This window comes from Flavobacterium labens (assembly GCF_048286755.1).
Classification (GTDB): Bacteria; Bacteroidota; Bacteroidia; order Flavobacteriales; family Flavobacteriaceae; genus Flavobacterium.
The window spans coordinates 385,475-411,987 of sequence record NZ_JBLVPL010000001.1; the positions used below are offsets into that span (position 1 = coordinate 385,475).

20 protein-coding genes are annotated in these 26,513 nt (G+C 34.2%); 18 read left to right on the forward strand and 2 right to left on the reverse strand.

Annotated elements, in window-relative coordinates; translation table 11 throughout:
• Window positions 1-140 precede the first annotated feature (140 nt).
• From ACNQF8_RS01625 to ACNQF8_RS01665, 9 genes are all read left to right on the forward strand, one after another.
• Window positions 141-2,534, forward strand: coding sequence for a DUF5916 domain-containing protein (locus ACNQF8_RS01625; protein ID WP_417950532.1), 2,394 nt, complete (start codon window positions 141-143; stop codon window positions 2,532-2,534).
• 132 nt (window positions 2,535-2,666) lie between these two features.
• A complete protein-coding gene (locus ACNQF8_RS01630) occupies window positions 2,667-5,084 on the forward strand; it encodes a DUF5916 domain-containing protein (protein ID WP_417950533.1) in 2,418 nt (805 codons plus the stop codon).
• Between the two features lie 140 nt (window positions 5,085-5,224).
• Window positions 5,225-6,742, forward strand: coding sequence for a 2,3-bisphosphoglycerate-independent phosphoglycerate mutase (gene gpmI, locus ACNQF8_RS01635; RefSeq protein WP_315206652.1), 1,518 nt, complete (start codon window positions 5,225-5,227; stop codon window positions 6,740-6,742).
• A gap of 125 nt (window positions 6,743-6,867) precedes the next feature.
• Window positions 6,868-7,539 carry a TetR/AcrR family transcriptional regulator gene (locus ACNQF8_RS01640; RefSeq protein ID WP_417950534.1) on the forward strand — a complete coding sequence of 224 codons (672 nt, stop codon included), beginning with the start codon at window positions 6,868-6,870 and terminating at the stop codon, window positions 7,537-7,539.
• A 16-nt stretch (window positions 7,540-7,555) separates the two neighbouring features.
• A complete protein-coding gene (locus ACNQF8_RS01645) occupies window positions 7,556-9,217 on the forward strand; it encodes a peptidase domain-containing ABC transporter (RefSeq protein ID WP_315206646.1) in 1,662 nt (553 codons plus the stop codon).
• A gap of 2 nt (window positions 9,218-9,219) precedes the next feature.
• A complete protein-coding gene (locus ACNQF8_RS01650; protein ID WP_417950535.1) occupies window positions 9,220-10,566 on the forward strand; it encodes an HlyD family secretion protein in 1,347 nt (448 codons plus the stop codon).
• Window positions 10,566-11,954 carry a TolC family protein gene (locus ACNQF8_RS01655; protein WP_417950536.1) on the forward strand — a complete coding sequence of 463 codons (1,389 nt, stop codon included), beginning with the start codon at window positions 10,566-10,568 and terminating at the stop codon, window positions 11,952-11,954. Before ACNQF8_RS01650 ends, ACNQF8_RS01655 begins: the two co-directional genes overlap by 1 nt.
• A 44-nt stretch (window positions 11,955-11,998) precedes the next feature.
• Window positions 11,999-12,817 carry a type I methionyl aminopeptidase gene (map, locus tag ACNQF8_RS01660; RefSeq protein ID WP_417950537.1) on the forward strand — a complete coding sequence of 273 codons (819 nt, stop codon included), beginning with the start codon at window positions 11,999-12,001 and terminating at the stop codon, window positions 12,815-12,817.
• Window positions 12,817-13,587 (forward strand): class I SAM-dependent methyltransferase, encoded by a 771-nt coding sequence (locus ACNQF8_RS01665; protein ID WP_417950538.1) that lies wholly within the window; start codon window positions 12,817-12,819, stop codon window positions 13,585-13,587. Before map ends, ACNQF8_RS01665 begins: the two co-directional genes overlap by 1 nt.
• A 65-nt stretch (window positions 13,588-13,652) precedes the next feature.
• Here ACNQF8_RS01665 and ACNQF8_RS01670 read toward each other — a convergent pair whose 3' ends face one another.
• Window positions 13,653-16,463: a M16 family metallopeptidase gene (locus ACNQF8_RS01670; protein ID WP_417952778.1), complete on the reverse strand. Its 2,811-nt coding sequence runs from the start codon at window positions 16,461-16,463 to the stop codon at window positions 13,653-13,655.
• A 167-nt stretch (window positions 16,464-16,630) separates the two neighbouring features.
• On the opposite strand from ACNQF8_RS01670, the gene ACNQF8_RS01675 reads away from it, so the two are divergent.
• The 3 genes from ACNQF8_RS01675 to pruA all read left to right on the forward strand — a co-directional run bounded on the left by ACNQF8_RS01675 (window position 16,631) and on the right by pruA (window position 20,097).
• Window positions 16,631-17,896 carry a type IX secretion system plug protein gene (locus ACNQF8_RS01675; RefSeq protein ID WP_417950540.1) on the forward strand — a complete coding sequence of 422 codons (1,266 nt, stop codon included), beginning with the start codon at window positions 16,631-16,633 and terminating at the stop codon, window positions 17,894-17,896.
• 82 nt (window positions 17,897-17,978) lie between these two features.
• Window positions 17,979-18,365 (forward strand): Co2+/Mg2+ efflux protein ApaG, encoded by a 387-nt coding sequence (gene apaG / locus ACNQF8_RS01680; RefSeq protein WP_315206627.1) that lies wholly within the window; start codon window positions 17,979-17,981, stop codon window positions 18,363-18,365.
• Window positions 18,366-18,471: 106 nt separating this feature from the next.
• The gene (pruA, locus tag ACNQF8_RS01685) at window positions 18,472-20,097 is read left to right on the forward strand and encodes an L-glutamate gamma-semialdehyde dehydrogenase (RefSeq protein ID WP_315206624.1); all 1,626 of its coding nucleotides are present in this window, start codon (window positions 18,472-18,474) and stop codon (window positions 20,095-20,097) included.
• 130 nt (window positions 20,098-20,227) lie between these two features.
• On the opposite strand, the gene rsmG is transcribed toward pruA, so the two are convergent.
• A complete protein-coding gene (gene rsmG / locus ACNQF8_RS01690) occupies window positions 20,228-20,857 on the reverse strand; it encodes a 16S rRNA (guanine(527)-N(7))-methyltransferase RsmG (RefSeq protein WP_417952779.1) in 630 nt (209 codons plus the stop codon).
• 106 nt (window positions 20,858-20,963) lie between these two features.
• Here rsmG and ACNQF8_RS01695 point away from each other — a divergent pair, with 106 nt between their 5' ends.
• The 6 genes from ACNQF8_RS01695 (at window position 20,964) to purT (ending at window position 26,467) form a co-directional block, all read left to right on the forward strand.
• Complete coding sequence (locus ACNQF8_RS01695; protein WP_121364424.1) at window positions 20,964-22,058, forward strand: fatty acid desaturase family protein; 1,095 nt, start codon at window positions 20,964-20,966, stop codon at window positions 22,056-22,058.
• A gap of 70 nt (window positions 22,059-22,128) precedes the next feature.
• Window positions 22,129-23,316, forward strand: coding sequence for a pyridoxal phosphate-dependent aminotransferase (locus ACNQF8_RS01700; RefSeq protein ID WP_417950543.1), 1,188 nt, complete (start codon window positions 22,129-22,131; stop codon window positions 23,314-23,316).
• A 335-nt stretch (window positions 23,317-23,651) separates the two neighbouring features.
• Window positions 23,652-23,978, forward strand: a complete 327-nt coding sequence (locus tag ACNQF8_RS01705; RefSeq protein WP_417950544.1) for a LytR/AlgR family response regulator transcription factor — start codon at window positions 23,652-23,654, stop codon at window positions 23,976-23,978.
• Between the two features lie 142 nt (window positions 23,979-24,120).
• A complete protein-coding gene (locus ACNQF8_RS01710) occupies window positions 24,121-24,609 on the forward strand; it encodes a hypothetical protein (RefSeq protein WP_417950545.1) in 489 nt (162 codons plus the stop codon).
• Window positions 24,610-24,887: 278 nt separating this feature from the next.
• A complete protein-coding gene (locus tag ACNQF8_RS01715; RefSeq protein WP_417950546.1) occupies window positions 24,888-25,244 on the forward strand; it encodes a bleomycin resistance protein in 357 nt (118 codons plus the stop codon).
• Between the two features lie 62 nt (window positions 25,245-25,306).
• Window positions 25,307-26,467, forward strand: a complete 1,161-nt coding sequence (gene purT / locus ACNQF8_RS01720) for a formate-dependent phosphoribosylglycinamide formyltransferase (RefSeq protein ID WP_417950547.1) — start codon at window positions 25,307-25,309, stop codon at window positions 26,465-26,467.
• Window positions 26,468-26,513 lie beyond the last annotated feature (46 nt).

Below are 26,513 nucleotides of genomic sequence, written 5' to 3' on the forward strand. Positions count from 1 at the left end.
AAAAATAAGAATCAAAACATTTTTAACAAAATTTTAGTTCATTTATAACGAAAAACTTGATGAAATATTGAGTGAAAAACCATAAAAAACACAATTTCTATGTTAATTTTGTTATTTTTGTTTAGAATCAATCCCAATTTATGTCAAAATTACATTCTATAGCTTTATATTTTTTAATATTATTTAGTCATACTGTTTATAGCCAAAAAAAAACGCTTCAAGCAAAACCAATCACTGAGAACATAACAATTGATGGAAAGGTAAACGAAAAAGTTTGGGAAACAGCTCCAATTGCTTCTGATTTTATAATGTTTGAACCTGATAATGGAAAACCTATAAGCAATGATAAAAAAACAGAGGTAAAAGTACTGTACGACAACAATGCAATTTACATATCAGCATTGCTTTATGACAATGAACCCTTAAAAATTCAGAAAGAAATAACAAATCGAGATGTTTTTGGAGTTTCTGATCATTTTTCCGTTTATATAAATGGTTTCAATGATGGCCAACAAGATTTTAGGTTTTTTGTAAGTGCTGCGGGAGTCCAAATGGATTGTTTAGCAATTGAAGATTCTGAAGATTTTACTTGGGATGCCATCTGGGACAGCGAAGTAACACTCACTGAATTTGGCTGGGTCGTTGAAATGAAAATTCCTTATGCCGCTTTACGATTTTCAAAAGCCGATAAACAAACTTGGGGTTTAAACTTCATGCGTGAAATCAAGCGCGATGTCCAAAAATATACTTGGAATAGGATTGACACTAAAATTGGCGCCGTTATTACACAAGCGGGAATTCTTCAAGGAATTGAAAAAATACAAACTCCTACCCGACTTTTTATAATTCCATATACATCCGCCTACTATCAGCAAAGTGATATTGGCTCTGACAGAACTTTCAAAGCTGGATTAGATATAAAATATGGAATTAACGACTCCTTTACATTAGATGCTATTTTAGTACCTGATTTTGGACAGACAAAATTTGACAATGCTATTTTAAACCTATTGCCTTTTGAACAAAGATTTGAAGAAAACAGACCTTTCTTTACAGAAGGAACGGATTTGTTTAACAAAGGAGGTTTGTTTTATTCGCGAAGAATTGGCGGTGCCCCAAGTACCGAACCAGCAACCGCAGCAAATGAAGAAATAACTAATTATCCTAGTACAGTCAATTTACTAAATGCAATAAAAATATCTGGTCGAACTCAAAAAGGTTTAGGAATTGGATTCTTAAATGCAGTTACTGAAAAAACTAAAGCTACTATTTTAAACAATGACACCGGTGACACTAGACAAGAAGTCATTGAACCTTTGACAAATTACAATATGTTTGTCCTGGACCAACGCTTCAATCAAAACTCTTCTGTGACTTTTGTCAATGCAAATACAACCAGAAACGGAGATTTTAGAGATGCAAATGTTGCGGCAGTATTGTTTGATTTAAACACAAAATCAAATACCTATAATCTATACGGTGACTTTAAATACAGCTCCATCAATACCATTGAAGACTATGATGGATTTAAAACAGAAATTGGTTTTGAAAAAACAAGTGGGCAATATAGATACGGTTTTTCTGGAAAATATCTTTCTGAAAATTACGATGTGAATGATTTAGGCATCAATTTTTATTCTAATTACCACAATGTTTACGGGCATGCAAGCTACAGAATAGTAAATCCAACCAAAATTTTTAATACTTTCAGATTAAATGAATATATAAATTTTGAAGTGGACAATACGTCTAAAAAATTACAAACTGGTGCTTTTGGGACAGAAATAAGGGCGACAACATTAGGGAATGATTCTTTAGAGCTTTTATTCGAATTAACACCCGTCAAAACATTCGATTTTTACGAGCCACGTGAGTATGGAAGATATGTATTTCTTCCAGAAAAAATGATCGCCATTCTAAATTTCACCTCAAACGACAACAATCCTTTTACACTAACTATCCAACCTACATTTACAAAATACAATGAGAGTGGTAGAAATAATTATGGCTTTTATTTAGGTCCAAAATACCGATTCAATGACAAATTTTCTTTAGCCTTCGCATCTGAATACACCAAAATGAATAATGATCGTGGATGGGTTGCCTTTGATGATACAGGAATTGTATTTGCAGAACGCAATCGAGAAATTCTTCAAAACGATCTTACTGGAAAATATTCCTTAAACAATAAAATGACCATTAACTTAACGGCTCGCTATTATTGGTCGTATTCTAAAAATCATGAATTCTTTACCTTGCAAAACAGCGGTTATTTAACTCCAAATACTAGCTTCGCACAGAACAAAGACCGAAATTTCAATTCTTGGAACTTCGATTTATCCTATTCTTGGTGGTTTGCTCCAGGAAGCGAAATCTCTATTTTGTATCGTAATTATGGCTTAGAAAGAGCTGCAGTAGTGGAAAAAGATTTATCTAAAAATCTAAAAAGTATTTTTAACAGCGATCTTACCAATGTACTTTCTATAAGCATTCGTTATTTTATTGATTACAATGCTGTGAAAAATAAATTTTAATTTAAATCAAACTGTAACATTCAATTGAAAAGAGAGTCTATTAACTCAAACTATTCAGTGGATTGGTAATTTCTCCCTTTGAAGCTTTCTGGTTTTTATAATTTTTGCATCAATCAACCAATCAATCGCTTCATGAAAAATCAGTTATTACTTTGTTTTCTATTTCTATCTGCTTTTGGCTACAGCCAAAAAAAAGTCTTACAAACTAAATTCATTTCGGAAAAAATTGAAATCGACGGAAAATTAGACGAGAATACATGGCAGACCGCTTCAATAGCCAATGATTTCATCATGTTTGATCCAGACAATGGCAAAGCAATCCCGGAAAATAAGAGAACCGAAGTAAAAGTTTTATACGATAATGACGCCATATATATTGGAGCCATTATGTATGATGATAATCCTGAAAAAATTCTAAGAGAAATTACCCAACGAGATAATTTTGGTACTTCTGACCTTTTTGGAGTTTTTATAAATGGCTTTAATGATGGACAACAAGATTTTCAATTTTTTGTCAATGCAGCAGATGGCCAAGCCGATTGTATTACCACAGATACTAATGGAGAGGATTATTCCTGGGATGCCGTTTGGAAAAGCAAATCCGTAATTACGGACAAAGGTTGGGTTGTTGAAATGAGAATTCCATACGCCGCATTGCGTTTTTCTGCCGAAAATAAACAAACCTGGGGACTGAATTTTTTTAGAGAAATAAGACGAGACCGACAAAAATTTACTTGGAACTTCATCGATTCGAAACTCGGAACATTTACCCAACAAACTGGAGTTTTAGAGGGAATTGAAAACATAAAACCTCCTACTCGACTCTTTCTTTTACCGTATTCTTCCTTTTATGTAAATGCTGACTCGAAACAAAAAACATACGGAACGCTCAAAGGCGGATTGGATTTAAAATATGGAATAAACGACGCTTTTACGCTAGATATGATTCTGATTCCTGATTTTGGACAAACAAAATACGATGATCAAATCCTTAATTTAGGGCCATTCGAACAACAATTTAACGAGAACAGACCTTTTTTCACAGAAGGAACCGATTTGTTCAGCAAAGGAAATTTAGTTTATTCGCGTCGAATTGGGGGAAACCCAATCAATTATCCAAACGCTGGTGCCAATGAAGAAATCATAGACAATCCGGCTAGTGTCAATCTTATCAATGCTTTAAAAGTTTCTGGAAGAACTAAGAATGGATTGGGAGTTGGTATCTTAAATGCTGTTACCGAAAAAACAACTGCTACAATTAGAAATAATAACACACAAGAAGTCCGAAAAGAAGTCGTTGAACCACTCGCAAATTATAATGTTTTGGTACTGGATCAGCGCTTTCGCAAAAATTCCTCCATTGCATTTGTAAATACGAATGTGACTCGGAACGGAAGTTTTAGAGATGGAAATGTTACAGCTTTAGTTTGGGACTTAAACACTAAGAAAAACACCTACAACCTTTCTGGAGATTTCAAATACAGTTATATCAATGATGTTGAAGATAAAAAAGGGATTAATTCCCAATTAAATTTCTCTGAAACCAGTGGAAAATACCGTTATGGTTTTGGTGCTAACGTAGCTACTAAAGATTTTGACAATAATGATTTAGGAATCAATTTTGAAACTAATTATTACAGTTTATATGGGAATACAAGTTACAGAATCCTTAATCCGACTAAGGTGTTTAACAGCTTTAATGCTTACCTAAACCTTTACTCACAGTTTCAAAAAGAAACAGGTAAAATTCAATCCAGTAATATTAATTTTGAGATAAATTCTAAAAACAAAAAAAATCACTTTTTTGGAATTGGGATTGATGCCAATCCATTAGAAACATTTGATTATTACGAGCCTAGAACGGCCGACAGATACGTTATAAAACCAACTAAAATAGGAGGTTATATATATGTTTCCACTAATTACAATAATAGTTTTGCCATCGATGTAAATCCTTCTTATGCTTTTTTTGATGAGTCAGGAAGAAATTCCTATGGTTTTTCTATTGGTCCAAGATATCGTTTTAATGATAAATTATCACTGAATTATAACTTCAATTTTTTCAGACAAAACAATAATAAAGGATACATTGACAGCATTAATGACGACCTGAATTCGGCTACGCCAAACACGATAGTTTTTGCCAATAGAAACGTAATTACATATTCGAACACGCTTTCTGGAAAGTATTCATTGAACAGCCAAATGACATTTAATATTTCGTTGCGTCAATATTGGTCATATGCCGAAAATAAAAATACTTTATCATTAGAACAAAACGGAAGACTTGCTGATTTTACAGGATATACAACTAATAAAAACTCGAGTTTTTATTCCTGGAATGCTGACTTGTCCTATTCTTGGTGGTTTGCTCCCGGAAGTCAAGTTTCTGTTTTATATCGAAATAATGCTGGTGCATTTGAAAGAGACATCAATAAAGAATTTAGAGACAATGTTACTAATCTATTAAATAACGATGCATTGAGTCATGTTTTCTCAATAAGTGTGCGTTATTTTATAGATTACAATCAAGTTAAGAATAAATTCTAAATGCATTAATTTTAAAAAAGACAACTTTCCACAACAAAATAATCATTATTTGTTATTGTTAACCTCCGAATGTATAATAGTGATTTCCATTCATTCGAACATTTTTAGAAATACTTTATCTTTGTTTAAAATATAGTATAATGAACAAAAAAGTAATTCTTATGATTTTGGACGGTTGGGGAAAATCTCCTGACCCTAAAGTATCAGCAATTGATAATGCCAATGTGCCATTTATTAACAGTTTATATAGAAATTTTCCAAGTGCCCAACTTAGAACAGACGGTTTAAATGTTGGACTTCCTGAAGGACAAATGGGAAACAGTGAAGTAGGTCACATGAATCTTGGTGCTGGTAGAATTGTCTATCAGGATTTAGCTAAAATTAACCTTGCCGTTGCACATGACACTTTAGCAAAGGAACAAGTTTTAGTTGATGCCTTTACTTATGCTCGAATAAACAATAAAAAAGTACACTTTTTAGGTCTGGTTTCAGATGGTGGTGTACACTCGCATACTTCTCATTTACGCGGCTTGATTGACGCGACACAACAACACGGATTACAAAAAGTTTTTGTCCATGCCTTTACAGATGGTCGTGACGTAGATCCAAAATCCGGTAAACATTACATTCAGGATTTACAGGATTATATTGCTAATACTACCGTAAAACTGGCTTCAGTTGTGGGACGTTATTATGCAATGGATCGGGACAGACGCTGGGAAAGAGTAAAACTCGCTTACGATTTATTGGTAAACGGAACTGGAACACATTCAACAAATGCTGTTGCTTCCATCGAAGAAAGTTATGAAGTTAATGTAACCGATGAATTTATTCATCCAACAGTTATTGTTGATGAATATGACCAACCATTGGCCACAATTGAAGAAGATGATGTCGTTATTTTCTTTAATTTCAGAACAGACAGAGGAAGAGAATTAACGGAAGTATTGACTCAAATGGATTGTCATGAACAAAACATGCACAAACTCAATTTGTATTATGTCACGCTTACTAATTATGACGAAACCTACCAAAACGTAAAAGTCGTTTACAACAAAGATAATATTACGGAAACTCTTGGTGAGGTTTTAGAAAAAGCCCACAAAAAGCAAATTCGTATTGCTGAAACGGAGAAATATCCTCACGTGACTTTCTTCTTTTCTGGTGGAAGAGAGCAACCTTTTATTGGCGAAAGCCGCATCTTAAAAAACTCTCCAAAGGTTGCCACTTATGATTTACAACCAGAAATGAGCGCCTTTGAATTGACAGAAGCTTTAATTCCTGAATTGGAAAAAGAAGAGGTAGATTTTGTGTGTCTTAATTTTGCCAACGGCGATATGGTGGGACATACCGGAATTATGAGTGCTGCAATAAAAGCTTGTGAAGCGGTTGACCAATGTGTCGAAAAAGTAATCACGACAGCATTAGCACACAATTATACGACTATCGTAATTGCAGATCATGGGAATTGTGAGACGATGATTAATCCTGACGGAAGTCCAAATACAGCACATACAACTAATCCAGTTCCAATTATTTTAGTAGACAAAGACTTAAGAGTGATTCATGATGGAGTTCTTGGCGATATCGCTCCAACCATCTTGGAATTAATGGGAGTAGAAAAACCAGAAGTAATGACCTGTCATTCTTTACTTTAAATCAATTCGGAATCGATATTTTAACTAAAAGCTACTCTTTTTCTGAGTAGCTTTTTTTATAAATAAAAGTTAAAATTTCATTATTGATAGTAATACTATTATATTTGCATAAAATATTATCAATTATGGATACAATACTATCTAATTTAAAAATACAAGTCAATCCTAAAATATACGTTAAGGACCCTGAAACGTCTCCCTTAGGTAAAAAAATTATAGAACAAAGTATCCTTTTGATAGACGAAATTGGATTCGATAATTTCACCTTCAAAAAGTTAGGAGAAAAAATTGGTTCCAATGAAAGCTCGATTTATCGTTACTTTGAAAACAAACATAAATTATTGGTTTATTTATCCTCTTGGTATTGGAGCTGGATGGAATACAAACTGGTTTTTGCTACGACAAATATTTCGGATCCAACCGAAAAATTAAAAAAAGCAATCACTATTGTAACTGAAAAAGTTACTGATGACGCGAACACTGATCACATCAATGAAGCTATTTTGAATAAAATTATCATTGCTGAATTTACAAAAACAGTACAAACGAAAGAAGTGGATCAGGAAAATAAGGAAGGTTTCTTTCTGATTTATAAAAGGGTAATCAATAGAATTGTATGTATTATAAAAGAAGTCAACCCTGAATATCCTTTTGCTAAATCATTAGTTTCTACTATTGTTGAAGGTAGTTTGCACCAACATTTTCTAACTGAACATTTAAAAACGATTACCGATTGTAATGAATCCGTGAGTACCACTGAATTTTATCTAAATCTTACAACGAATGTCCTTCGATAAACGAAAAAAAACTACTATGACTCCATTAAAACGTTTTTACAACTTACTTGAATTAGATAAAAAAGATGTTTATCAAATATTTTTCTATGCCATTTTTGCCGGATTAATAAGCTTGTCTTTACCATTAGGTATTCAGGCTATCATCAACTTTATACAATCTGGAAGAGTAAGTGCCTCTTGGATTGTTTTAATTATTTTGGTAATTTTTGGTGTTGCATTAGTTGGGATTTTATCCTTGATGCAATTGCGAATCACTGAAAATTTACAACAGAAAATATTTGTTCGCGCTTCATTTGAATTTGCAGCCCGTTTGCCAAAAATAAAAATGGATCAATTATACAATTCCTATCCACCGGAATTAGCTAATCGATTTTTTGACACAATGACCATCCAAAAAGGAACTTCCAAACTGTTAATCGATTTCTCGGCAGCACTGTTGCAAATTGCTTTTGGAGTAATTTTACTGTCTTTATACCATCCCTATTTTATTATTTTTGGAGTACTACTATTTTTTCTTTTGTATTTTATTTTCCGATTCTCTTTTAAATCTGGTCTAGAAACAAGTTTGAAAGAATCGAAATTCAAATATAAAGTAGCAGGCTGGTTGCAAGAATTAGCTCGGAATAATTACAGTTTCAAAAATGACCTTCATTACAATTTTGGACTCCAAAAAAACGACAATATAGCGGCCGCTTACTTAAATTATCGGGAAAAACATTTCAATGTAATTAAAAGACAATTTACTCAATTAATCATTTTTAAAATTTTAATAACTGGTGGATTACTATCTATTGGAGGTTTTTTGGTACTTTCAGAACAAATGAACATTGGCCAATTCGTAGCGGCAGAAATCATTATTTTATTAGTTATAACCTCTGTCGAAAAAATCATCATTGGACTCGAAACATTTTACGACGTACTAACTTCAATTGAAAAAATTGGTCAAGTGACTGACATGGAATTAGAAGACGACACCGCTTTTAGCAGCGATACTTGTTATGCTAATATTTCATTGGAAATAGAAAACCTTACTTTTAAATTTCCGGACTCCAATAAGGAAATATTGAATGATTTGTCTCTTAAAATCGAACAGGGAGAAAAAATAGCGATTGAAGGTCCTAATGGTTCTGGGAAAACAACGCTAATTCGCATATTGTCCGGTTTATTAGAACCTACATCTGGTACTTTTTACATTAATGACGATACGTACAGAAAAATTAATCTTAAGCAATATCGCTCCCAAATTGGCGGTATTATTCAAGGTGAAACACCATTTGAAGGTACTCTGTTAGAAAACATTACGTTTAATGACAAGTCAATTAGTACTGAAAATCTAAAATGGGCTATTGAGGGAGTACAACTTTCGAGCTTTGTAAAAACGATGCCGAAGGGTCTCGAAACACACATCTTCCCGGAAGGCAAGCAATTATCATCTTCCGATGCTGAAAAAGTACTATTGGCTAGAAGTATCATACACAAACCTAAAATCCTTTTTTATGAAGACCCTACGGATATGATGGACATTAAAGTTGCTAATGAAATTATTGATTTCCTTACATCCGAGAAGAACAACTGGACGATAATAGTTTCCTCAAAAAACCCATATTGGAAAACCAAATGCAGTCGTATCATCACTATGGAAAATGGTACTATTCAACTTGATTTAAAAAATAAATAGTTATGCTAAACATCTCTGACAATAAAACAAAACTGCCGCCATTAGATCGTTTTAGTACGGTGAAAAACCTGGTCAACAGACCTCACTATAAAATTTTGAATAAAATTATTGTAGGGGTTTCAATTATTGGTGTAATAGCACTTTTCCTGCCCTGGACACAAAACATTTCAGGTAGCGGAAGCGTTACCACATTAAGACCTGACCAAAGACCGCAGTCCATTCAGAGTGTAATTTCTGGTCGACTTGAAAAATGGTATGTTCAGGAAGGTGACTTTGTAAAGAAAGGCGATACAATTCTATTCATTTCAGAAATAAAAGAGGATTATATGGATCCAAATTTAGTTCAAAACACCAAAAATCAAATAGATGCAAAAAAACAATCTTTACAATCGTATGGTTCAAAAGTAAGCACGTTTACCGGCCAGATACAAGCCATCGAAAGAGAAAAAGTTTTGAAACTGGAACAAGCGCAAAATAAAATCAAACAATCAGTTTTGAAAATAAAGAGCGACAGTATCGATTTAGTTGCCGTAAGAACCCAGCTAAAGATAGCCAATACGCAATACAATCGTTCCGTTCAACTGAATAAGGAAGGACTGAAACCGCTTACTGATATTGAAGAGAAAAGACTGAAGTTACAAGAAGTGGAAGCGAAAATTATCACTCAGGAAAATAAATACTTAACCAGTAAAAACGAGTTTATCAATGCTAAAGTTGAGATAAACAGAATAAGTGCGGAGTATGCAGAAAAGGTCTCAAAAGCTAATAGTGACAAATTTACAGCACTTAGCAGTCAGTACGACACTGATGCGCAAGTGAATAAACTTGAAAATCAATATGCAAATTACAGCATTAGAAACGGAATGTATTATATCAAAGCATCGCAAAACGGCTACATCAATAGGGCATTGCAGTCCGGTATAGGGGAAACCATTAAAGAAGGAACCCCAATTGCAACCATAATGCCTTCAAAATATGATATTGCTGTAGAAACTTTTGTAAACCCAATTGACCTTCCGCTGTTACGCAAAGGAGAAAAAGTCAGAGTTTGGTTTGATGGATGGCCTACAATTGTATTCTCCGGATGGCCAAACATGTCGTACGGAACTTTTGGTGGTAAAATTGTTGCCATTGAAAATTTCATTAGTGTCAATGGAAAATATCGCGTATTAATTTCGCCTGACGATAGTGGTGATAAATGGCCTGAGCAACTGAGTATAGGCGCTGGAGCACAAACTATTGCATTACTAAATAATGTACCTGTTTGGTTTGAATTGTGGAGATCCTTAAACGGATTCCCTCCTAATTATTACAAACCAGCGGTAAAACCAACAACAGATAAAAAATAATGAAACAACTATTTTTAGCATTTTTATTTTTGGGTTTTGCTGCAACAGCCCAAGATATCACCTCAAAAGAACTTAGCTACACCGAGTTTCTGGGATATGTAAAAAAATACCATCCGCTGGTCAAGAATGCCAACTTGGAAATCAATAAAGCGCAAGCTAATTTGATGATGGCTCGCGGTGGTTTTGATCCAAAAATTGAAGTGGATTTCAGTAAAAAACAGTTCAAAGACAAGGAATATTATTCCATTTTAAACAGCAGCTTCAAAATCCCAACTTGGTACGGAATCGAGATTAAAGCGGGTTTTGACAATAGTGAAGGTGTTTATTTGAATCCCCAAAACACACTTCCCAATCAAGGATTAACTTCGCTGGGCGTAACGGTTCCGCTTGGACAAGGTTTATTTATTAATCAAAGGATGGCTGATGTTCGAAAAGCAAAAATGCAAATGCAACTAAGCCAATCCGAAAGAAAACTGCAAGCTATTACAGTTTTATACGATGCTTCTTTGGCTTATTTTAATTGGAAGAAAAACTTCAATGAAGTGCAATTGTATGAAGAATATAACAAGAATGCACAAATTAGGTTCAAGGGAATTCAGTCGTTAATCAAACAAGGAGATAAACCAGCCATTGATAGTGTTGAGGCCGGAATTATTGTAAAAAATAGGAAACTAAGCTTGGAAGATTCGAATCTGAAATTGGCTAAAGCCAAATTAGAACTCGCTAATTTTCTTTGGTTAGAAAACAATATTCCACTGGAATTATCCGATGAATTAATTCCTGAAACGCAATTGGAATTCACGATTCAGGAAAGCTTAAAAACGAATGATTTAATGAATACGGATTTCTCCATCACCAATCATCCAAAAATTAATGCGTTACAAAGCAAAATTGACATGCTCAATGTGGAACGAAAACTGAAAGCCAACATGCTTTTGCCTAAAATTGATGTGGGTTACTCCTATATATCAGAACCCAGTTATATTGATAACTATCAGTTTGAGGATTATAAAATTGGATTGGATTTTTATTTTCCTTTGTTTCTTCGAAAAGAACGCGGTAGTCTGAAATTAGCAAAGTATAAAGTCCAGGAATCTGAATTTACATTGGATTTAGAAAAAGTGCAATTAACCAATAAAATCAATGCCCAAAAAATGGAAATTGAGTCATTGCTCAGACAAAAGGAGCTGATAAAAGGTTTGGTAGAAGACAATCTCACGATGTTAAACTCAGAGGAAAGATTATTTTCTTTTGGTGAAAGTTCCTTATTTATAATCAATACCCGAGAGAATAATTTAGTCAGCGCTCAACTTTCTAAGATTGCTCTAGAGAATCGTTTTTACGTCTCAAATTCAGAGCTTTTTAAAATTATGGCTAATCCGGATTAAATAATTTATAAAATTGTACTTTTGCCAACTGAAAATTCGAAATTATGATTATTGTAAAATCACGTGAAGAAATAGAATTAATGCGCGAAAGTGCGTTGATCGTATCAAAAACATTGGGAATGATTGCTTCTGAAATCAAAGAAGGAGTTACTACTTTATATCTGGACAAATTAGCCGAAGAATTCATTCGTGACCATGGCGCTGAACCAAGTTTTCTTGGATTATATGGTTTTCCAAATTCACTGTGTATGAGTCCAAACTCACAAGTAGTACATGGAATTCCTAACAACAAACCACTAGAAAGTGGTGATGTAATCTCAGTAGATTGTGGCGCATATAAAAACGGATACCATGGCGATCATGCCTATTCTTTTGAAATAGGTGAAGTTGCTCCTGAAACTAAAAAATTATTGCAGGTTACTAAAGAATCATTATACGTTGGAATCCGCGAATTAAGACTAGGAAATCGTGTAGAAGACGTAGGAAATGCAATTCAGAAATATACGGAATCGCATGGTTATGGCGTTGTTCGTGAATTAGTAGGTCATGGCTTGGGCCAAAAAATGCACGAAGATCCTGAAATGCCTAATTATGGCAAAAAAGGAAGAGGAAAACTTTTTGTAGAAGGAATGGTTGTTGCCATTGAACCGATGATCAATATGGGAACCCGAAATATCAAACAGCACAAAGACGGCTGGACAATCACGACTGCTGACGGAAAACCAAGTGCACATTTTGAACATGATGTTGCGATTATTGATGGAAAACCAGAGATTTTATCGACTTTTGGATACATCTACAAAGCGTTAGGAATTGTGAGTAATGAAGAAGATGAGTTTAGACAAAAACCTTTGGTTCTGTAATGAAAAAACTATTTAAACTTGTACTAAATACGATTCCGCGTCCTATTCTTATTCGCTTAAGTTATGTAGCGCGTCCTATTATCGCTTTTTCATTAAGAGGAACTAATTTCACAGATCCAATCGACGGGAAAAGCTTCAAATCGATGTTGCCTTATGGATACGAAACACAACGTAACAATGTGCTTTCGCCAAGTACACTTTCCCTAGAAAGACACCGTTTATTATGGTTGTATTTGAATGAAGAAACAGATTTTTTTACCTCAACCGCAAAAAAGAAAGTATTACATTTTGCGCCAGAGCAAGCTTTTTATAAATTGTTTCGAAACCAAAAAAATCTGGACTATACTACAACCGATTTATTTTCACCGTTAGCGGATGTAAAAGCTGATATTTGTAATTTACCTTTTGAAGACAATCAATATGATGTTATTCTTTGTAATCATGTTTTAGAACACATTCCGGATGACACGAAAGCCATGCAGGAATTGTATCGGGTTTTGAAACCAGGCGGAATGGCAATTTTACAAATTCCACAGGATTTATCCAGAGCAACCACTTTTGCTGATGATTCAATTACGGATCAAAAAGAACGCGCTAAAATCTTTGGTCAATACGATCACGTGCGTATTTACGGTCGCGATTATTTTGATAAATTACGAAGTATCGGTTTCAAAGTTATTGAAGAAGATTACACCAATAAAATTGCTCCTGAATTAGTAGAAAAATATTGTTTAGCCAAAGGGGAAATCATCCCTGTTTGTTTTAAATAATTTACCCCATAAAAAAACCTGCTAAAGTTAATTTTAGCAGGTTTTTAGTTTATAAACGAGTTGGTTTATTTTTTCTCTGGCATCAATATTCCAATTACTTTATCTTTTGTAAGATATTTTTTTGCAATATCTTGAATATCCTTAGCGGTTACTGAATTAACAGTTTCTTCAAATTTCAAAACTTCTTCAGCACTACTTCCATTAGTATAAGATCTAGTAAAATTAGACAACCAATATCTATTTTCTTTGCTATCTTTTCTGAAATCAGCTAATTCACCTTCTTTAAATTTAGCCACATCTTTTTCATCTGGACCGTTATCAATTATGTTTTGTAATTCTTTCAACGCAGAAGCTGTTAATTTCTCGGCATTGTCTGGTCCACATGGGAAACCAATCGTAAAGTTGTACGATCCATTTGGAACTTTATTCATGCTTCCTCTTGCATTAACACCATAAACACCACTTTCATTTTCACGTAATTGCTCGATTAGTTTTATAGTCAAAACTTCCCCTAATGCTTGTATACTAATCGCATCTTTAGCAGAATATTTTGCATCTCCATAATACATTATGGTTACGTTACTTTTAGGATCTGTTCCTTTATTAACGACTTTTTTCAAATCTCCTTTTAGCAATCTATACCCTAAATCTACTGCTTTTTCTTTTTTATCAGTTGCAGGTAAAGACGCCAAATATTTAATTGAATATGCTTCCATAGTTTTATCATCAATGTTTCCAACGAAATAAAACTCAAAATCAGCAGCATTATCAAAACGCTCTTTGTACTTATTGTACGCTAACTTGTAATCTGTATCAGCCCAAGATTTATCCGTTGGCATAACTCCGTTGAATCTTGGATTTTCTTTGTTCAAATACGTATAAAACTCTTGTTGAAAATAGTTTTGCGGTTGCGAAGCCATATTCTTAAAGAAACTAGACTGCTTTTGTTTAAAACCTTCAAAAGCTTCAGCATCATAGTTCAAATCAGTGAAGTAAGCATGCGTCATTTGGAAAAGATATTCTAAATCCTTAGAAGTGGCATTTCCTCTTAAACCTTCAGTAACACCGCCGATATAAGGACTTACTCTCGCTATTTTACCCGTCATAAATTTATTGATCTCATTCAATTTTAATCCTGAGAATCCGGCTTCTGCCAATGCTCCGTTAGCAAATTGAACTTTTTTCATATCCTCGTTAGAGTATAAATTAGTTCCTCCAAGACTCACTGCTTCAAAAAGAACCTCATCATTTTTGAAATCAGTATTCTTATAGGTCACTTTCACACCATTAGATAATACTAGCGTTTTTGTTCCAATTTTAGCATTGCTTTCACGACTAACAATTGTACCCGGTTTCACCTCATTTCGCATTAAACTTGTGGCAACGGCAGCATCTTCATAAGGTTTAAGATCATCTGCGTTAACTTTCAAAGCATCAAGAACTTGTTGTTCGGAAACTTTTTTCAAACCTTCTTTTTCAGGGCCAGTAAGTATAATGACACGGTTATCTTCTTTTACATAATCTTTAATCAAACTATTTACATCCTTTAATTCAATCAAAGGCATCAATTGTTTCATCGTTTGATAGGTCCATTCAATCCCAGGAACTGGTTCTTTTTCTAAGAAATTAGCTTGATATTCTCCAACAAAATTCACTGAATTCGTTTTATCTCTGTCGTTGTATGCTTTTTCAATAGAAGCAAGGAATTCTAGTTTCGAACGATCTAATTCTCCTTGAGTAAATCCAAATTTCTTAGCTCTCTCATTTTCAGTAACCAATACTTTCAAAGCACTTAATTGCTTATCTTCTTGAGACATTGCTACAGACTGATATGCTTTTTTATTTCTGGCAAAAGTTCCACCATAATACGAATAACCATAGGTAAATGGAGGTGTCGCTGAATTTGTAAGTTCACCCAATCTAGTATTTAAAAGCGTGGAGAACAATCCTTCAACAATGTAATTTTTAAAATCCCCAATATTTACGATTGCTTTTGGAGCTCCATAATCTTTGTAAATCAATTGTACTTGAGCACTTGAAGCTTCTTTATCACTTTCAACAGCTACAAAAGTTTCCTTGTGATTAGGAACGTCATAAAATTTTCTAGGTTTTTCTTTGGCTGGATTTTTATAACTTGAAAAATGAGAAATGATTTTCTTCTCCATTTCGGCAACATCAATATCACCAACAACAATTACGCTCATTAAATTAGGACGATACCAATCTTTATAGAAATTGATTAGGGATTGGTGTTTGAATTTTTCTAAAATTTCTTTTTGACCAATTGGCAAACGCTCCGCATAATGTGATTCATGCATCATTTTAGAAATGTAACGACCCAACATTCTCTTTTGAGCACCTAAACCCAATCTGTATTCTTCTAAAACTACGCCTCTTTCTTTATCAATTTCTTCTGGTGTCAAAACCGTATTAAACGCCCAATCTTCAATAATTTGAAAACCTTTTTCTAATTTTTCAGGACTATCAGATGGAATTGGTAAAAAATAAACAGTTTCATCAAAACTGGTATATGCATTTAAATGCTGCCCAAACTTTACACCAATACTTTGCAAATAATCGACCAATTGATTTTTAGGAAAACGCTTGGTTCCGTTAAAACACATATGCTCCATAAAGTGAGCCAATCCTTGCTGATCATCATCCTCAAGGATAGAACCAGCATTAACCACCAGCCTAAGATCTACTTTTTTTTCTGGTTTGGCATTTTTCTTGATGTAATAAGTTAAGCCATTTTCCAGCTTACCTGTTTTTACAGATGGATCAAAAGGAATTGCTTTTGAATAATCCATTTGCTGTGCAAAAGCAGCCAATGGAAATAGCATTATTCCAAATACTAAATTGTTGATTTTTTTCATAAGGTTAGATATATTTGAAGTAAAAATAATAAGATAACTCCTAACTTTAAAAATATTATATTTTAATTAACAGAAATTACATACAAAATATATTTATGCTTTGAATTACATTATCGGATAAAAACGGGGAGTATTCCTTATATTTACAAAATCTTAAGCGCTGCAAAATGACAAACCCTTTTTTTAAAATTATCTCCTTTATTCTTTTGGTATTTACGACCAATTCTTCCTCTGCACAAGCAGAAAAAGAAGTAGCCGCGCCTTACAATATCAAAACGATTTCTTTTTTACAAAGTGATCGAAATGTGATTCCAATTTTTAAATTAGGTGAAGGATTTCAATTGCAGTTTGATGACCTTTTTGGCAATGAAGCCAATTATTATTACGAAATAATTCATTGCGATTACAACTGGAATCCTACTGCAATTCCAAAAAACGAATATTTACAAGGTTTTGACAATCAAAGAATTCAAGATTACACTAATTCCTTCAATACATTACAAATCTATTCACACTACAAATTATCAATTCCCAATCAATTTACGCAGCAATTGCGAATCAGCGGGAATTATATCATTAAAGTTTTAGACGAAAATAAAGAAGTCGTGTTTTCCAGAAAATTCATTTTATGTGAAGATCTTGTTACAGTTCCAATGCAGGTGAAGCGAGCACGAACAGTAAGCAACATAGAACTGAAACATAATTTAGAATTCTCTATAAAATCAAGCATAATTACATTTCAAAATCCTATGAAAAATGTTAGAGTAGTCTTACTTCAAAACGGACAGTTTAACACAGCCATAAAAAATATAGTTCCACAATACACCATTGGAAATGACCTGATTTACAAATATGATCCTGAAACACAGTTTTGGGCAGGAAATGAATTTCTATTTTTTGAGAACAAAGACATCCGCTCCGCAAGTAACAATATAGCGCGCATAGATTCTAATACTGCTATTTACGGTTCCTATTTGTACACCAATGCGGCACGAACAAATTTCCCTTACTCGTTTACCCAAGATGTTAATGGTGATTTTGTTGTTAATAACATAAACGCCACTAATCCTGAAATCGAAGCGGATTATGTTTGGGTTTATTTCAGTCTTTCTGCCCCTACTTTTAGACTGAAAAAAAACATTTATGTTGGCGGAATGTTTAATAATTACAATTTGACTCCAGAATACAAAATGGAGTATAATTCCCAAAAGAGCGTTTATGAAAAAGCTATTTTGGTTAAGCAGGGTTTTACAAACTATAAATATATTGTAGCTGATGATAAAGGAGTTATTGACTATGAAAATGCAATTGACGGGAATTTTTATCAAACCGAAAATGATTACACAGTATTAGTTTATTACAGAGAGAATATAGATCGATACGATAGAGTTGTTGGGAAAGGAATAGCAAATTCACTAAATATCACCAACTAAAAAAACTTTTCAAAAATTTGGCAAAACGAGATCAATTTTTTGTAAATTTGTCAATAATAAACACATACTCATCCATTTAATCATGGTTTCTCAAATAACAAGAGGTATAAAAATTTCAGTTTTGACTAGTTTTGAAGGAACCTACTTCAAAAACTACAAGATTCACTTTGCCTTTAGTTATGTAATCACAATTGAAAATCACAGTAAAGATTCCGTTCAGTTGATTTCTCGTCATTGGGAAATTTTTGATTCTCTAAATGCAATAGAAATAGTCGATGGCGAAGGTGTAATTGGAAAAAAACCAGTACTAAAACCCGGCGAGCAACACACCTACAGTTCTGGCTGTTTACTTTCTTCGCCTTATGGTGCCATGAAAGGATATTTCAACATGATTAACTTCACCTCTACAAGAAACTTCAAAGTTATCGTACCTACTTTTAGGTTATGTGCGCCGTTTGCTTTGAATTAAATCACAACTCTTTTATTAGAATTTTAACTTCCAATCTGATTCTCTGATTGATGAATTATTGCTACCTTTACAGCTCAATTTTTGATTCTAATTAAAATCTATTAATATGCCAAAAGGAATTTACAACGTCCCAAAAGCGTTTAACGAAACCGTTAAGTCATACGCTCCAGGAAGTCCGGAAAGAGAAGAAGTTCTAGCCACTTTCAATAAAATGTATAATGAAACAGTTGATGTTCCTTTATACATTGGAGGAGAAGAAATCCGTACAGGAAAAACTCAATCAATAAATCCTCCTTTCGACCACAAACACACTGTGGGACAGTATCACGAAGCAAATAAAGAACATATAGAAAAAGCCATTTCAACTGCTCTAGAAGCTAAAAAGAAATGGGCAAATTTAGCTTGGGAACACAGAGCATCTATATTTTTAAAAGCTGCTGAATTGCTTGCCGGACCTTACCGTGCAAAAATAAATGCAGCTACTATGATTGCTCAGGCAAAAACAGTACATCAAGCTGAAATTGATGCAGCATGTGAATTTATAGACTTTTTACGCTATAACGTACAGTTCATGACTCAAATTTATGCTGAACAACCCGTTTCATCAGAAGGTGTTTGGAACAGATTAGAGCATAGACCACTTGAAGGATTTGTTTACGCCATCACTCCATTTAACTTTACAGCAATTGCAGGTAATTTACCAGCTGCTCCAGCATTGATGGGGAATGTTGTAGTTTGGAAGCCAAGTGCTACACAAATTTATTCTGCAAATGTAATCGTAGAAGTATTCAAACAAGCAGGATTACCGGATGGTGTAATCAATGTAGTTTATGGAGACTCAGCAATGATTTCTGAAACTTTATTAGGAAGTCCAGATTTCGCAGGAATTCATTTTACAGGTTCCACTCGTGTTTTCAATGACATTTGGGGAAAAATTGGACAAAACATCAGCAAATACAAAACATATCCTAGAATCGTAGGAGAAACTGGTGGTAAAGATTTTGTTGTAGCACATTCATCAGCTATACCAGCTCAAGTTGCTACAGCACTTTCCAGAGGAGCTTTCGAATACCAAGGACAAAAATGTTCCGCTGCTTCAAGAGCTTATGTACCAGAATCTATATGGCCGGAAGTAAAAAAACTACTAGTAGCCGATTTAGCTTCTATGAAAATGGGATCTCCAGGAGATACAAATAATTTCGTTTCATCCGTAATTTCAGAAAGTTCATTTGACAAATTAGCAGGTTTTATTGACCAAGCTAAAAAAGATGCTGATGCCGAAATTATTGCAGGAGGAAATTACGACAAGTCTGTTGGTTATTTTATAGAGCCTACCGTTATCGTAACTACAAATCCAAAATACAGCACAATGGAAACCGAATTATTCGGACCAGTATTGACAATTTACGTTTACGAAGATGCTAAATGGGAAGAAACACTTGTATTAGTGGATTCAACTTCTGAGTACGCATTAACAGGAGCTGTCTTGAGCCAAGACCGTTATGCAATTGAATACGCCATGAAAGTTTTAGAAAATGCCGCAGGTAATTTCTACATCAACGACAAACCAACAGGAGCAGTTGTGGGTCAACAACCATTTGGTGGAGCAAGAGGTTCAGGAACTAACGACAAAGCTGGTTCTGTATTAAACTTATTGCGTTGGGTTTCTCCAAGAACAATCAAAGAAACTTTTGTTACTCCAGAGAACTATAGATATCCGTTTTTAGGGTAATAAATTAGTCGTAAAGTTTAAAAGTCGAAAGTCTTAAAGAACATACAAATAGTAAAAAAGCCGAATCTAAAATTTAGATTCGGCTTTTTTTTTCATTTTTTCTACTAACTTTTATCTTTCGACCTTATGACTACGATTGAAACTTCAAAGGCAAATGCACTACTTTCTTAGTTTCAAAGAATTCATCTTCAAAGAAATCAGCTAAATTGTATTCAGTTGCTTTTGGGAAATCCTTCAATTCTTCAGTTAAGTCTCCTCCCTTTAAATAGAGAATTCCGTTTTTCAATTCGTGTTTGTTGTTCTTTTTGATTTTGGTTTTTACCCAAGAAACAAAATCCGGCATATTTGTAACGGCACGACTCACGATAAAATCGAAATCTCCTTTCACATTTTCGGCACGCATTTGTTCCGCTTTTACATTTTTCAATTCCAATCCTTCGGCAACAGCCTGAACTACTTTTATTTTTTTTGCAATAATATCAATCAAATAAAAACGCGTTTCTGGAAAAAGAATCGCCAATGGAATTCCTGGAAAACCGCCACCGGTACCTACATCCAATACGTAAGTTCCAGGCTCAAATTTTATAATTTTGGCAATTCCCAAAGAATGCAATATATGTTTGGTATACAAAGCATCAATATCTTTTCTCGAAATAACATTGATTTTTTCATTCCAATCATGGTATAAAAAATCCAATTTTTCGAACTGTTCTTTCTGAATATCAGTTAAATTAGGAAAATACTTAAGAATCTCGTCCATCTATTAATTTTTTTAACAAAAGTAATACTTTACAGTTAAAATATTTATCTCAATTTTGTATATCCAAAAATTTATAATAATTACCTTTGAACTTTATTGAAAATATATGAATAATAATGCTCCGACATTTGCTAAGCAAGATAGCCTAAAGTTTTTTAGAACACTTAACTCACGGGTTAACAATTACTTCAAAGAAAACAACATCCAAAAGACCGGGAATTGGAAGCTATATTTAAAAACTATAATTCTCTTTTCAGTTTTTCTTGCGCCTTATTTTTTAATTCTGACACTTGGTATGCCATTTTGGGCACATCTTCTGTTGACCATCGTTATGGGAATTGGAATGGCTGGAGTAGGAATGAATGTGATGCACGATGGAAATCACGGTTCATATTCTAATAAAACCTGGGTCAACAAATTCATGGGTGGAACTATTTATGTTTTGGCAGGAAATGTATACAACTGGCAAGTGCAACACAATGTTTTACACCACACCTACACAAACATTCCTGGACATGATGAGGATTTAGATGCCGGACGTGTTATCCGTTTTACTAAGGAAGCAAAGTGGTATAATTTTCACCGTTTTCAACAATATTATTCGGTATTCTTATACGGATTACTAACGTTCAACTGGGCTATCACAACTGATTTTAAACAGATGCGAAGCTACTTGAAAAGAAAATTATCGTACGGAGAAGCGAAAAGCCCAAAAATACTTTGGACGACTTTAATTATCACAAAAGTAATTTATGTTTCTATCTGGATTGTTTTACCAATCGTAATTGGAATCACCTGGTGGAAAGTGCTTATTGGTTTCTTCGTGATGCATTACACAGCTGGTTTAATACTAAGTGTTGTGTTTCAATTAGCACACGTTGTGGAAGAAACAACCAATCCATCACCAAATGAATTAGGCGAAATGGACAATACTTGGGCGATACACCAATTGTTTACTACAACTAATTTTGCTCCAAAAAATGCGATTGTTAACTGGTACACTGGTGGATTGAATCACCAAATCGAGCACCATATTTTCCCAAATATTAGTCACGTGCATTATGGTAAAATTGCCAGTATCGTAAAAGAAACGGCTCAAGAATGCAACTTGCCGTATTACGAATACAAAACAATGCGAAGTGCTGTTATTGCTCATTTCAAACATTTGAAAGAGCTGGGAATGAAACCGGAACTTACATAATTATGCAACACCTAGAGATCAACTGCGGTGCATCTCTACTTAATAAATAAACTAACTACAACCTATTACAATGAATCCATTATCCGATAGAATTAACAATCTAGCAACATCACAAACACTAGCAATGGCTGCTTTGGCCAGAGAATTAAAAGCACAAGGAAAAGACATTATCAGTTTAAGCTTAGGCGAACCTGATTTTAATACACCTGACTTCATCAAAGAAGCAGCAAAAAAAGCAATTGACGAAAATTACAGCACTTATTCTCCTGTAGAAGGATATGCGGAATTAAAAGAAGCCATCTGCAGAAAATTTAAAAGAGACAATGATTTAGACTACAAACCATCTCAAATTGTAGTTTCAACAGGAGCAAAACAATCCTTATACAACATTGCACAAGTAATGCTAAACGATGGTGACGAGGTAATTTTACCGGCACCTTACTGGGTTTCGTATTTCGAAATTGTAAAATTATCCGGTGGAGTTCCTGTAGAAGTTCCTACATCTGTTGATACGGATTTCAAAATTACACCAGAACAATTAGAAGCGGCAATCACACCAAAAACAAAAATGATGTGGTTCAGTTCTCCTTGTAATCCAAGTGGATCTGTTTATAATAGAGAAGAATTAACGGCTCTTGCAAAAGTGTTAGAAAAATACCCACACGTATACGTTGTAGCTGACGAAATCTACGAGCACATCAATTTCTCAGGGACTTTTTGCAGCATCGCATCTATCCCAGGAATGTTAGAAAGAACAATTACTGTAAATGGAGTTGCTAAAGCTTTCGCCATGACAGGATGGAGAATTGGATACATTGGCGCACCAGAATTCATTGCTAAAGCCTGTACAAAAATTCAAGGTCAAGTAACCTCAGGAGCAAATTCTATCGCACAACGCGCTACCATTACAGCAGTAGATGCTGATCCAAGTGTATTGAAACACATGGTTGACGCTTTCCATAGCCGTAGAGATTTAGTAGTAGGATTATTAAAAGAAATTCCAGGCGTAAAAATCAACGTTCCTGAAGGAGCTTTTTACGTATTCCCAGACGTTTCTTCTTTCTTCGGAAAAACATTAAAAGGAACCGAAATCAAAAATGCAATGGATTTATCAATGTACCTTTTGGCCGAAGCTAACGTAGCAACGGTAACAGGTGACGCTTTTGGAAATCCTGACTGTATCCGTTTCTCTTACGCAACCAGCGACGAGATCTTGAAAGAAGCATTAAAAAGAATCAAAGATGCTTTGGCACTATAGTCAAATCTCATAAAATCGAAAGTTAGAAACTCAAAAATCCAACTTACAATACCATCAAAGCCTCAAGATATTCTTGGGGTTTTGTTGTTTTTGGGCGTGACCGCAAGGGTCGGGCTTTCCGCTTCAATCTTTATATTTTTAAAGAAAAAATATAAAGGATTTCCACTACACTCCCTCACGCAAACCCTGCCAAAATCCTAATTATTCTAATGTAGTAAGGACTGCTTGTGAGCTGTCCTTACACTTCTTAACACATTCAGAAACATAATGAAATCTCTGATGATTTGTATTTTTAATTTTATACTTTTAAGGTAATAATTAAAAAACAAACTTCTATGATAAGTAAAAATTTTACTTTTATCAAAACTGATAAAAAATTAGTAAAATTATATTTCAACGAAATCACCGTAATTAAAGGTTTAGGAAATTATGTTGAAATTCAAACAACAGAAAATAAAAAATATATTTATTACAAATCGCTAAAAGATTTAATTGAAAACTTACCAAACGAATTTATGAGAGTTCATAATTCGCATATAGTAAATTTAACTAACATTGATATTTTAGAGGATAATCACATAATTTTAATGAATACAAAAGTTGCAGTTGGAAAAAGTTACAAAGAATGTCTAAATTCGGCTATAAATAAATACACGTTGTAATTACAAAATAAGAAATAGAAATAACGAAATAAGAAATCAATACGTTTGAATAAAAAGTTTTTAGAAAAGGTTTATTAAGTTTTAGTTTACTCGAAAGAAGAAAATAAAAAGAACAATTTTAAAACTAATTTTAATCGTAATTATGACAACTCAAAATTCAAAAGCACAAGAATTAACTAAAAATTATCCATTAGAAAAAGACGTTGTAACAATCGACGGAATAATCAAAGCATTTTATGAAGTCGTTTCAGGAGAAGCAGGAGAAAAAAGACAATGGGAAAGAGATTCATCAATTCATGATCCAAATGCAATTTATTCATACTTGGACAACGTAAACGGGGAATTAAAACAAGTAACAATGTCGCTGAAAGATTTTCACAAAGAAACCGATGCAATGATAATGGAAACTGCATTTTATGAAAGTGAAATTAATAGAGAAATGAGATTATTTGGAAATATTGCACATGTTTGGAGTACATATGAAACGAGATTGGTGAAAAATGGACCAGTAGCAAGAAGAGGAATTAACAGTATTCAACTTTTCTTCGATAAAGGAAAATGGAATATTGTTTCGCTGATATTTGAAAGAGAAAGAGAAGAAAAAATTCCAAAAACATTTGAACCAAATTAATAAATTTTGATAAAAAAAAACATCGTCCAACCGCCATTTGCAAAATAGCAGATTTAGGCTCAATTTAAAGTTGGTATTGTAATTGTAAAATCAGTCTTTAACTGAAAGTTTAGGCTTACTTAAGCAGCCACATCACCAAGTGACCAACCGTTATATCACCTGGAATATTTATGAAAAAACAGAAAAAATATATGTTTAATATTTAGACAAACCTGTTACAATCATTTAACATTATTTTAAAAACAATCTCTAACATTCACATCAAAACCCAAACCATCATGCTCACAGCCATCAACCCAAAGTTACCTATGCGTAACAAAGCAATTACACGGAATTTCTACATCAACCAATTGGGTTTTCAGGAATGGGGTAGCGCGGATTTTGATGGGTATTTGATGGTACAAAAAGACAGCATTGAAATTCATTTTTTTGAGTTTGCAACCATTAATGCTGTTGAAAATTACTCAGGAGTTTACATTCGGGTGCAGGATATCGAAACCGTATATAAAAACTTCTTGAACAACGGCGTTGCCATTCATCCCAATGGTCCTCTGGAAATCAAACCTTGGGGACAAAAAGAATTTTCGATATTGGACCCAGATAACAATCTGCTGACTTTCGGGCAAAGTTTGTAGTGAATGGGCAGTCATAAAAAAGCAATTTAGTATTTTTACATTCTAATTAAGACTTCAAAAAAATGAAAATACTATTGCTAGGCTCAGGCGAATTAGGAAAGGAATTTACAATCGCTGCACAACGCATCGGGCAAATCGTAATCGCCGTTGACAGTTACGAAAATGCTCCGGCAATGCAAGTTGCCCATGATTTTGAAGTCATCAACATGCTAGACGGAGATGCGTTAGACAAAATCGTCGCCAAACACAAACCTGATTTCATCGTTCCAGAAATCGAAGCCATTAGAACCGAGCGTTTTTATGACTATGAAAAGCAAGAAATTACCGTAGTTCCTTCTGCGAAAGCGGCAAACTTCACGATGAATAGGAAAGCAATCCGAGATTTAGCATCCAAAGAACTCGGACTAAAAACAGCCAAGTATCGCTACGCCACCACTGCCGAGGAATTACAAAAAGGAGTTGAAGCCGTTGGAATGCCCTGCGTGGTAAAACCCTTAATGTCTTCGTCTGGAAAAGGACAATCAACCATAAAAACCGAAGCGGATATCGAAAAAGCATGGAATTATGCTGTGCAAGGTTCCCGCGGCGATGTCGTAGAAGTAATTGTAGAAGCATTTGTCAAATTCAATTCGGAAATCACATTGTTAACGGTGGTACAAAATAATAACCCAACACTTTTTTGTGCGCCAATTGGTCACCGTCAAGAACGTGGCGATTATCAGGAAAGCTGGCAACCCGCCAGAATATCCGACAAGGATTTGTACGAAGCGCAAGACATGGCCGAAAAAGTAACCGAAGCTTTGGGTGGTGCAGGACTTTTTGGAGTCGAATTTTTCTTGGCTGATGATGGTGTTTATTTCTCGGAATTATCGCCTCGACCTCATGATACAGGAATGGTAACATTAGCAGGAACGCAAAACTTCAACGAATTCGAATTGCATTTACGAGCTATTTTGAGTTTGCCTATTTTCGAAATTACATTAGAAAAAGCGGGAGCTAGCGCCGTAATTTTAGCCTCAGAAAATTCAACAAATCCAACCTATTCCGGCATTGAAAATATTGCTTCCTTACCAAAAACGGATTTCAGAATCTTTGGCAAACCAACTTCAAGACCGTATCGAAGAATGGCTGTAGCTTTAGTCAATGATACTTTAGAAACTCCAATTGAAGAAGTGGTAGAAAAAGCGAAGAAAGCAGCCAGTTTGGTTACCGTGCACTCGTAATTTACTATCGATAGTATTGTCAATTCGAGCGCAGTCGAGACTCAAC

Bases quoted from the DNA above. Each gene is read 5' to 3' on its own strand.
- gpmI (WP_315206652.1), top strand. From the start codon at position 5,225: ATGAACAAAAAAGTAATTCTTATGATTTTGGACGGTTGGGGAAAATCT.
- ACNQF8_RS01625 (WP_417950532.1), top strand. From the start codon at position 141: ATGTCAAAATTACATTCTATAGCTTTATATTTTTTAATATTATTTAGT.
- ACNQF8_RS01640 (WP_417950534.1), top strand. From the start codon at position 6,868: ATGGATACAATACTATCTAATTTAAAAATACAAGTCAATCCTAAAATA.
- ACNQF8_RS01645 (WP_315206646.1), top strand. From the start codon at position 7,556: ATGACTCCATTAAAACGTTTTTACAACTTACTTGAATTAGATAAAAAA.
- ACNQF8_RS01715 (WP_417950546.1), top strand. From the start codon at position 24,888: ATGCTCACAGCCATCAACCCAAAGTTACCTATGCGTAACAAAGCAATT.
- purT (WP_417950547.1), top strand. From the start codon at position 25,307: ATGAAAATACTATTGCTAGGCTCAGGCGAATTAGGAAAGGAATTTACA.
- ACNQF8_RS01710 (WP_417950545.1), top strand. From the start codon at position 24,121: ATGACAACTCAAAATTCAAAAGCACAAGAATTAACTAAAAATTATCCA.
- rsmG (WP_417952779.1), bottom strand. From the start codon at position 20,857: ATGGACGAGATTCTTAAGTATTTTCCTAATTTAACTGATATTCAGAAA.
- ACNQF8_RS01655 (WP_417950536.1), top strand. From the start codon at position 10,566: ATGAAACAACTATTTTTAGCATTTTTATTTTTGGGTTTTGCTGCAACA.
- ACNQF8_RS01670 (WP_417952778.1), bottom strand. From the start codon at position 16,463: ATGAAAAAAATCAACAATTTAGTATTTGGAATAATGCTATTTCCATTG.
- ACNQF8_RS01700 (WP_417950543.1), top strand. From the start codon at position 22,129: ATGAATCCATTATCCGATAGAATTAACAATCTAGCAACATCACAAACA.
- ACNQF8_RS01650 (WP_417950535.1), top strand. From the start codon at position 9,220: ATGCTAAACATCTCTGACAATAAAACAAAACTGCCGCCATTAGATCGT.
- ACNQF8_RS01630 (WP_417950533.1), top strand. From the start codon at position 2,667: ATGAAAAATCAGTTATTACTTTGTTTTCTATTTCTATCTGCTTTTGGC.
- ACNQF8_RS01705 (WP_417950544.1), top strand. From the start codon at position 23,652: ATGATAAGTAAAAATTTTACTTTTATCAAAACTGATAAAAAATTAGTA.
- ACNQF8_RS01665 (WP_417950538.1), top strand. From the start codon at position 12,817: ATGAAAAAACTATTTAAACTTGTACTAAATACGATTCCGCGTCCTATT.
- map (WP_417950537.1), top strand. From the start codon at position 11,999: ATGATTATTGTAAAATCACGTGAAGAAATAGAATTAATGCGCGAAAGT.
- ACNQF8_RS01675 (WP_417950540.1), top strand. From the start codon at position 16,631: ATGACAAACCCTTTTTTTAAAATTATCTCCTTTATTCTTTTGGTATTT.
- apaG (WP_315206627.1), top strand. From the start codon at position 17,979: ATGGTTTCTCAAATAACAAGAGGTATAAAAATTTCAGTTTTGACTAGT.
- ACNQF8_RS01695 (WP_121364424.1), top strand. From the start codon at position 20,964: ATGAATAATAATGCTCCGACATTTGCTAAGCAAGATAGCCTAAAGTTT.
- pruA (WP_315206624.1), top strand. From the start codon at position 18,472: ATGCCAAAAGGAATTTACAACGTCCCAAAAGCGTTTAACGAAACCGTT.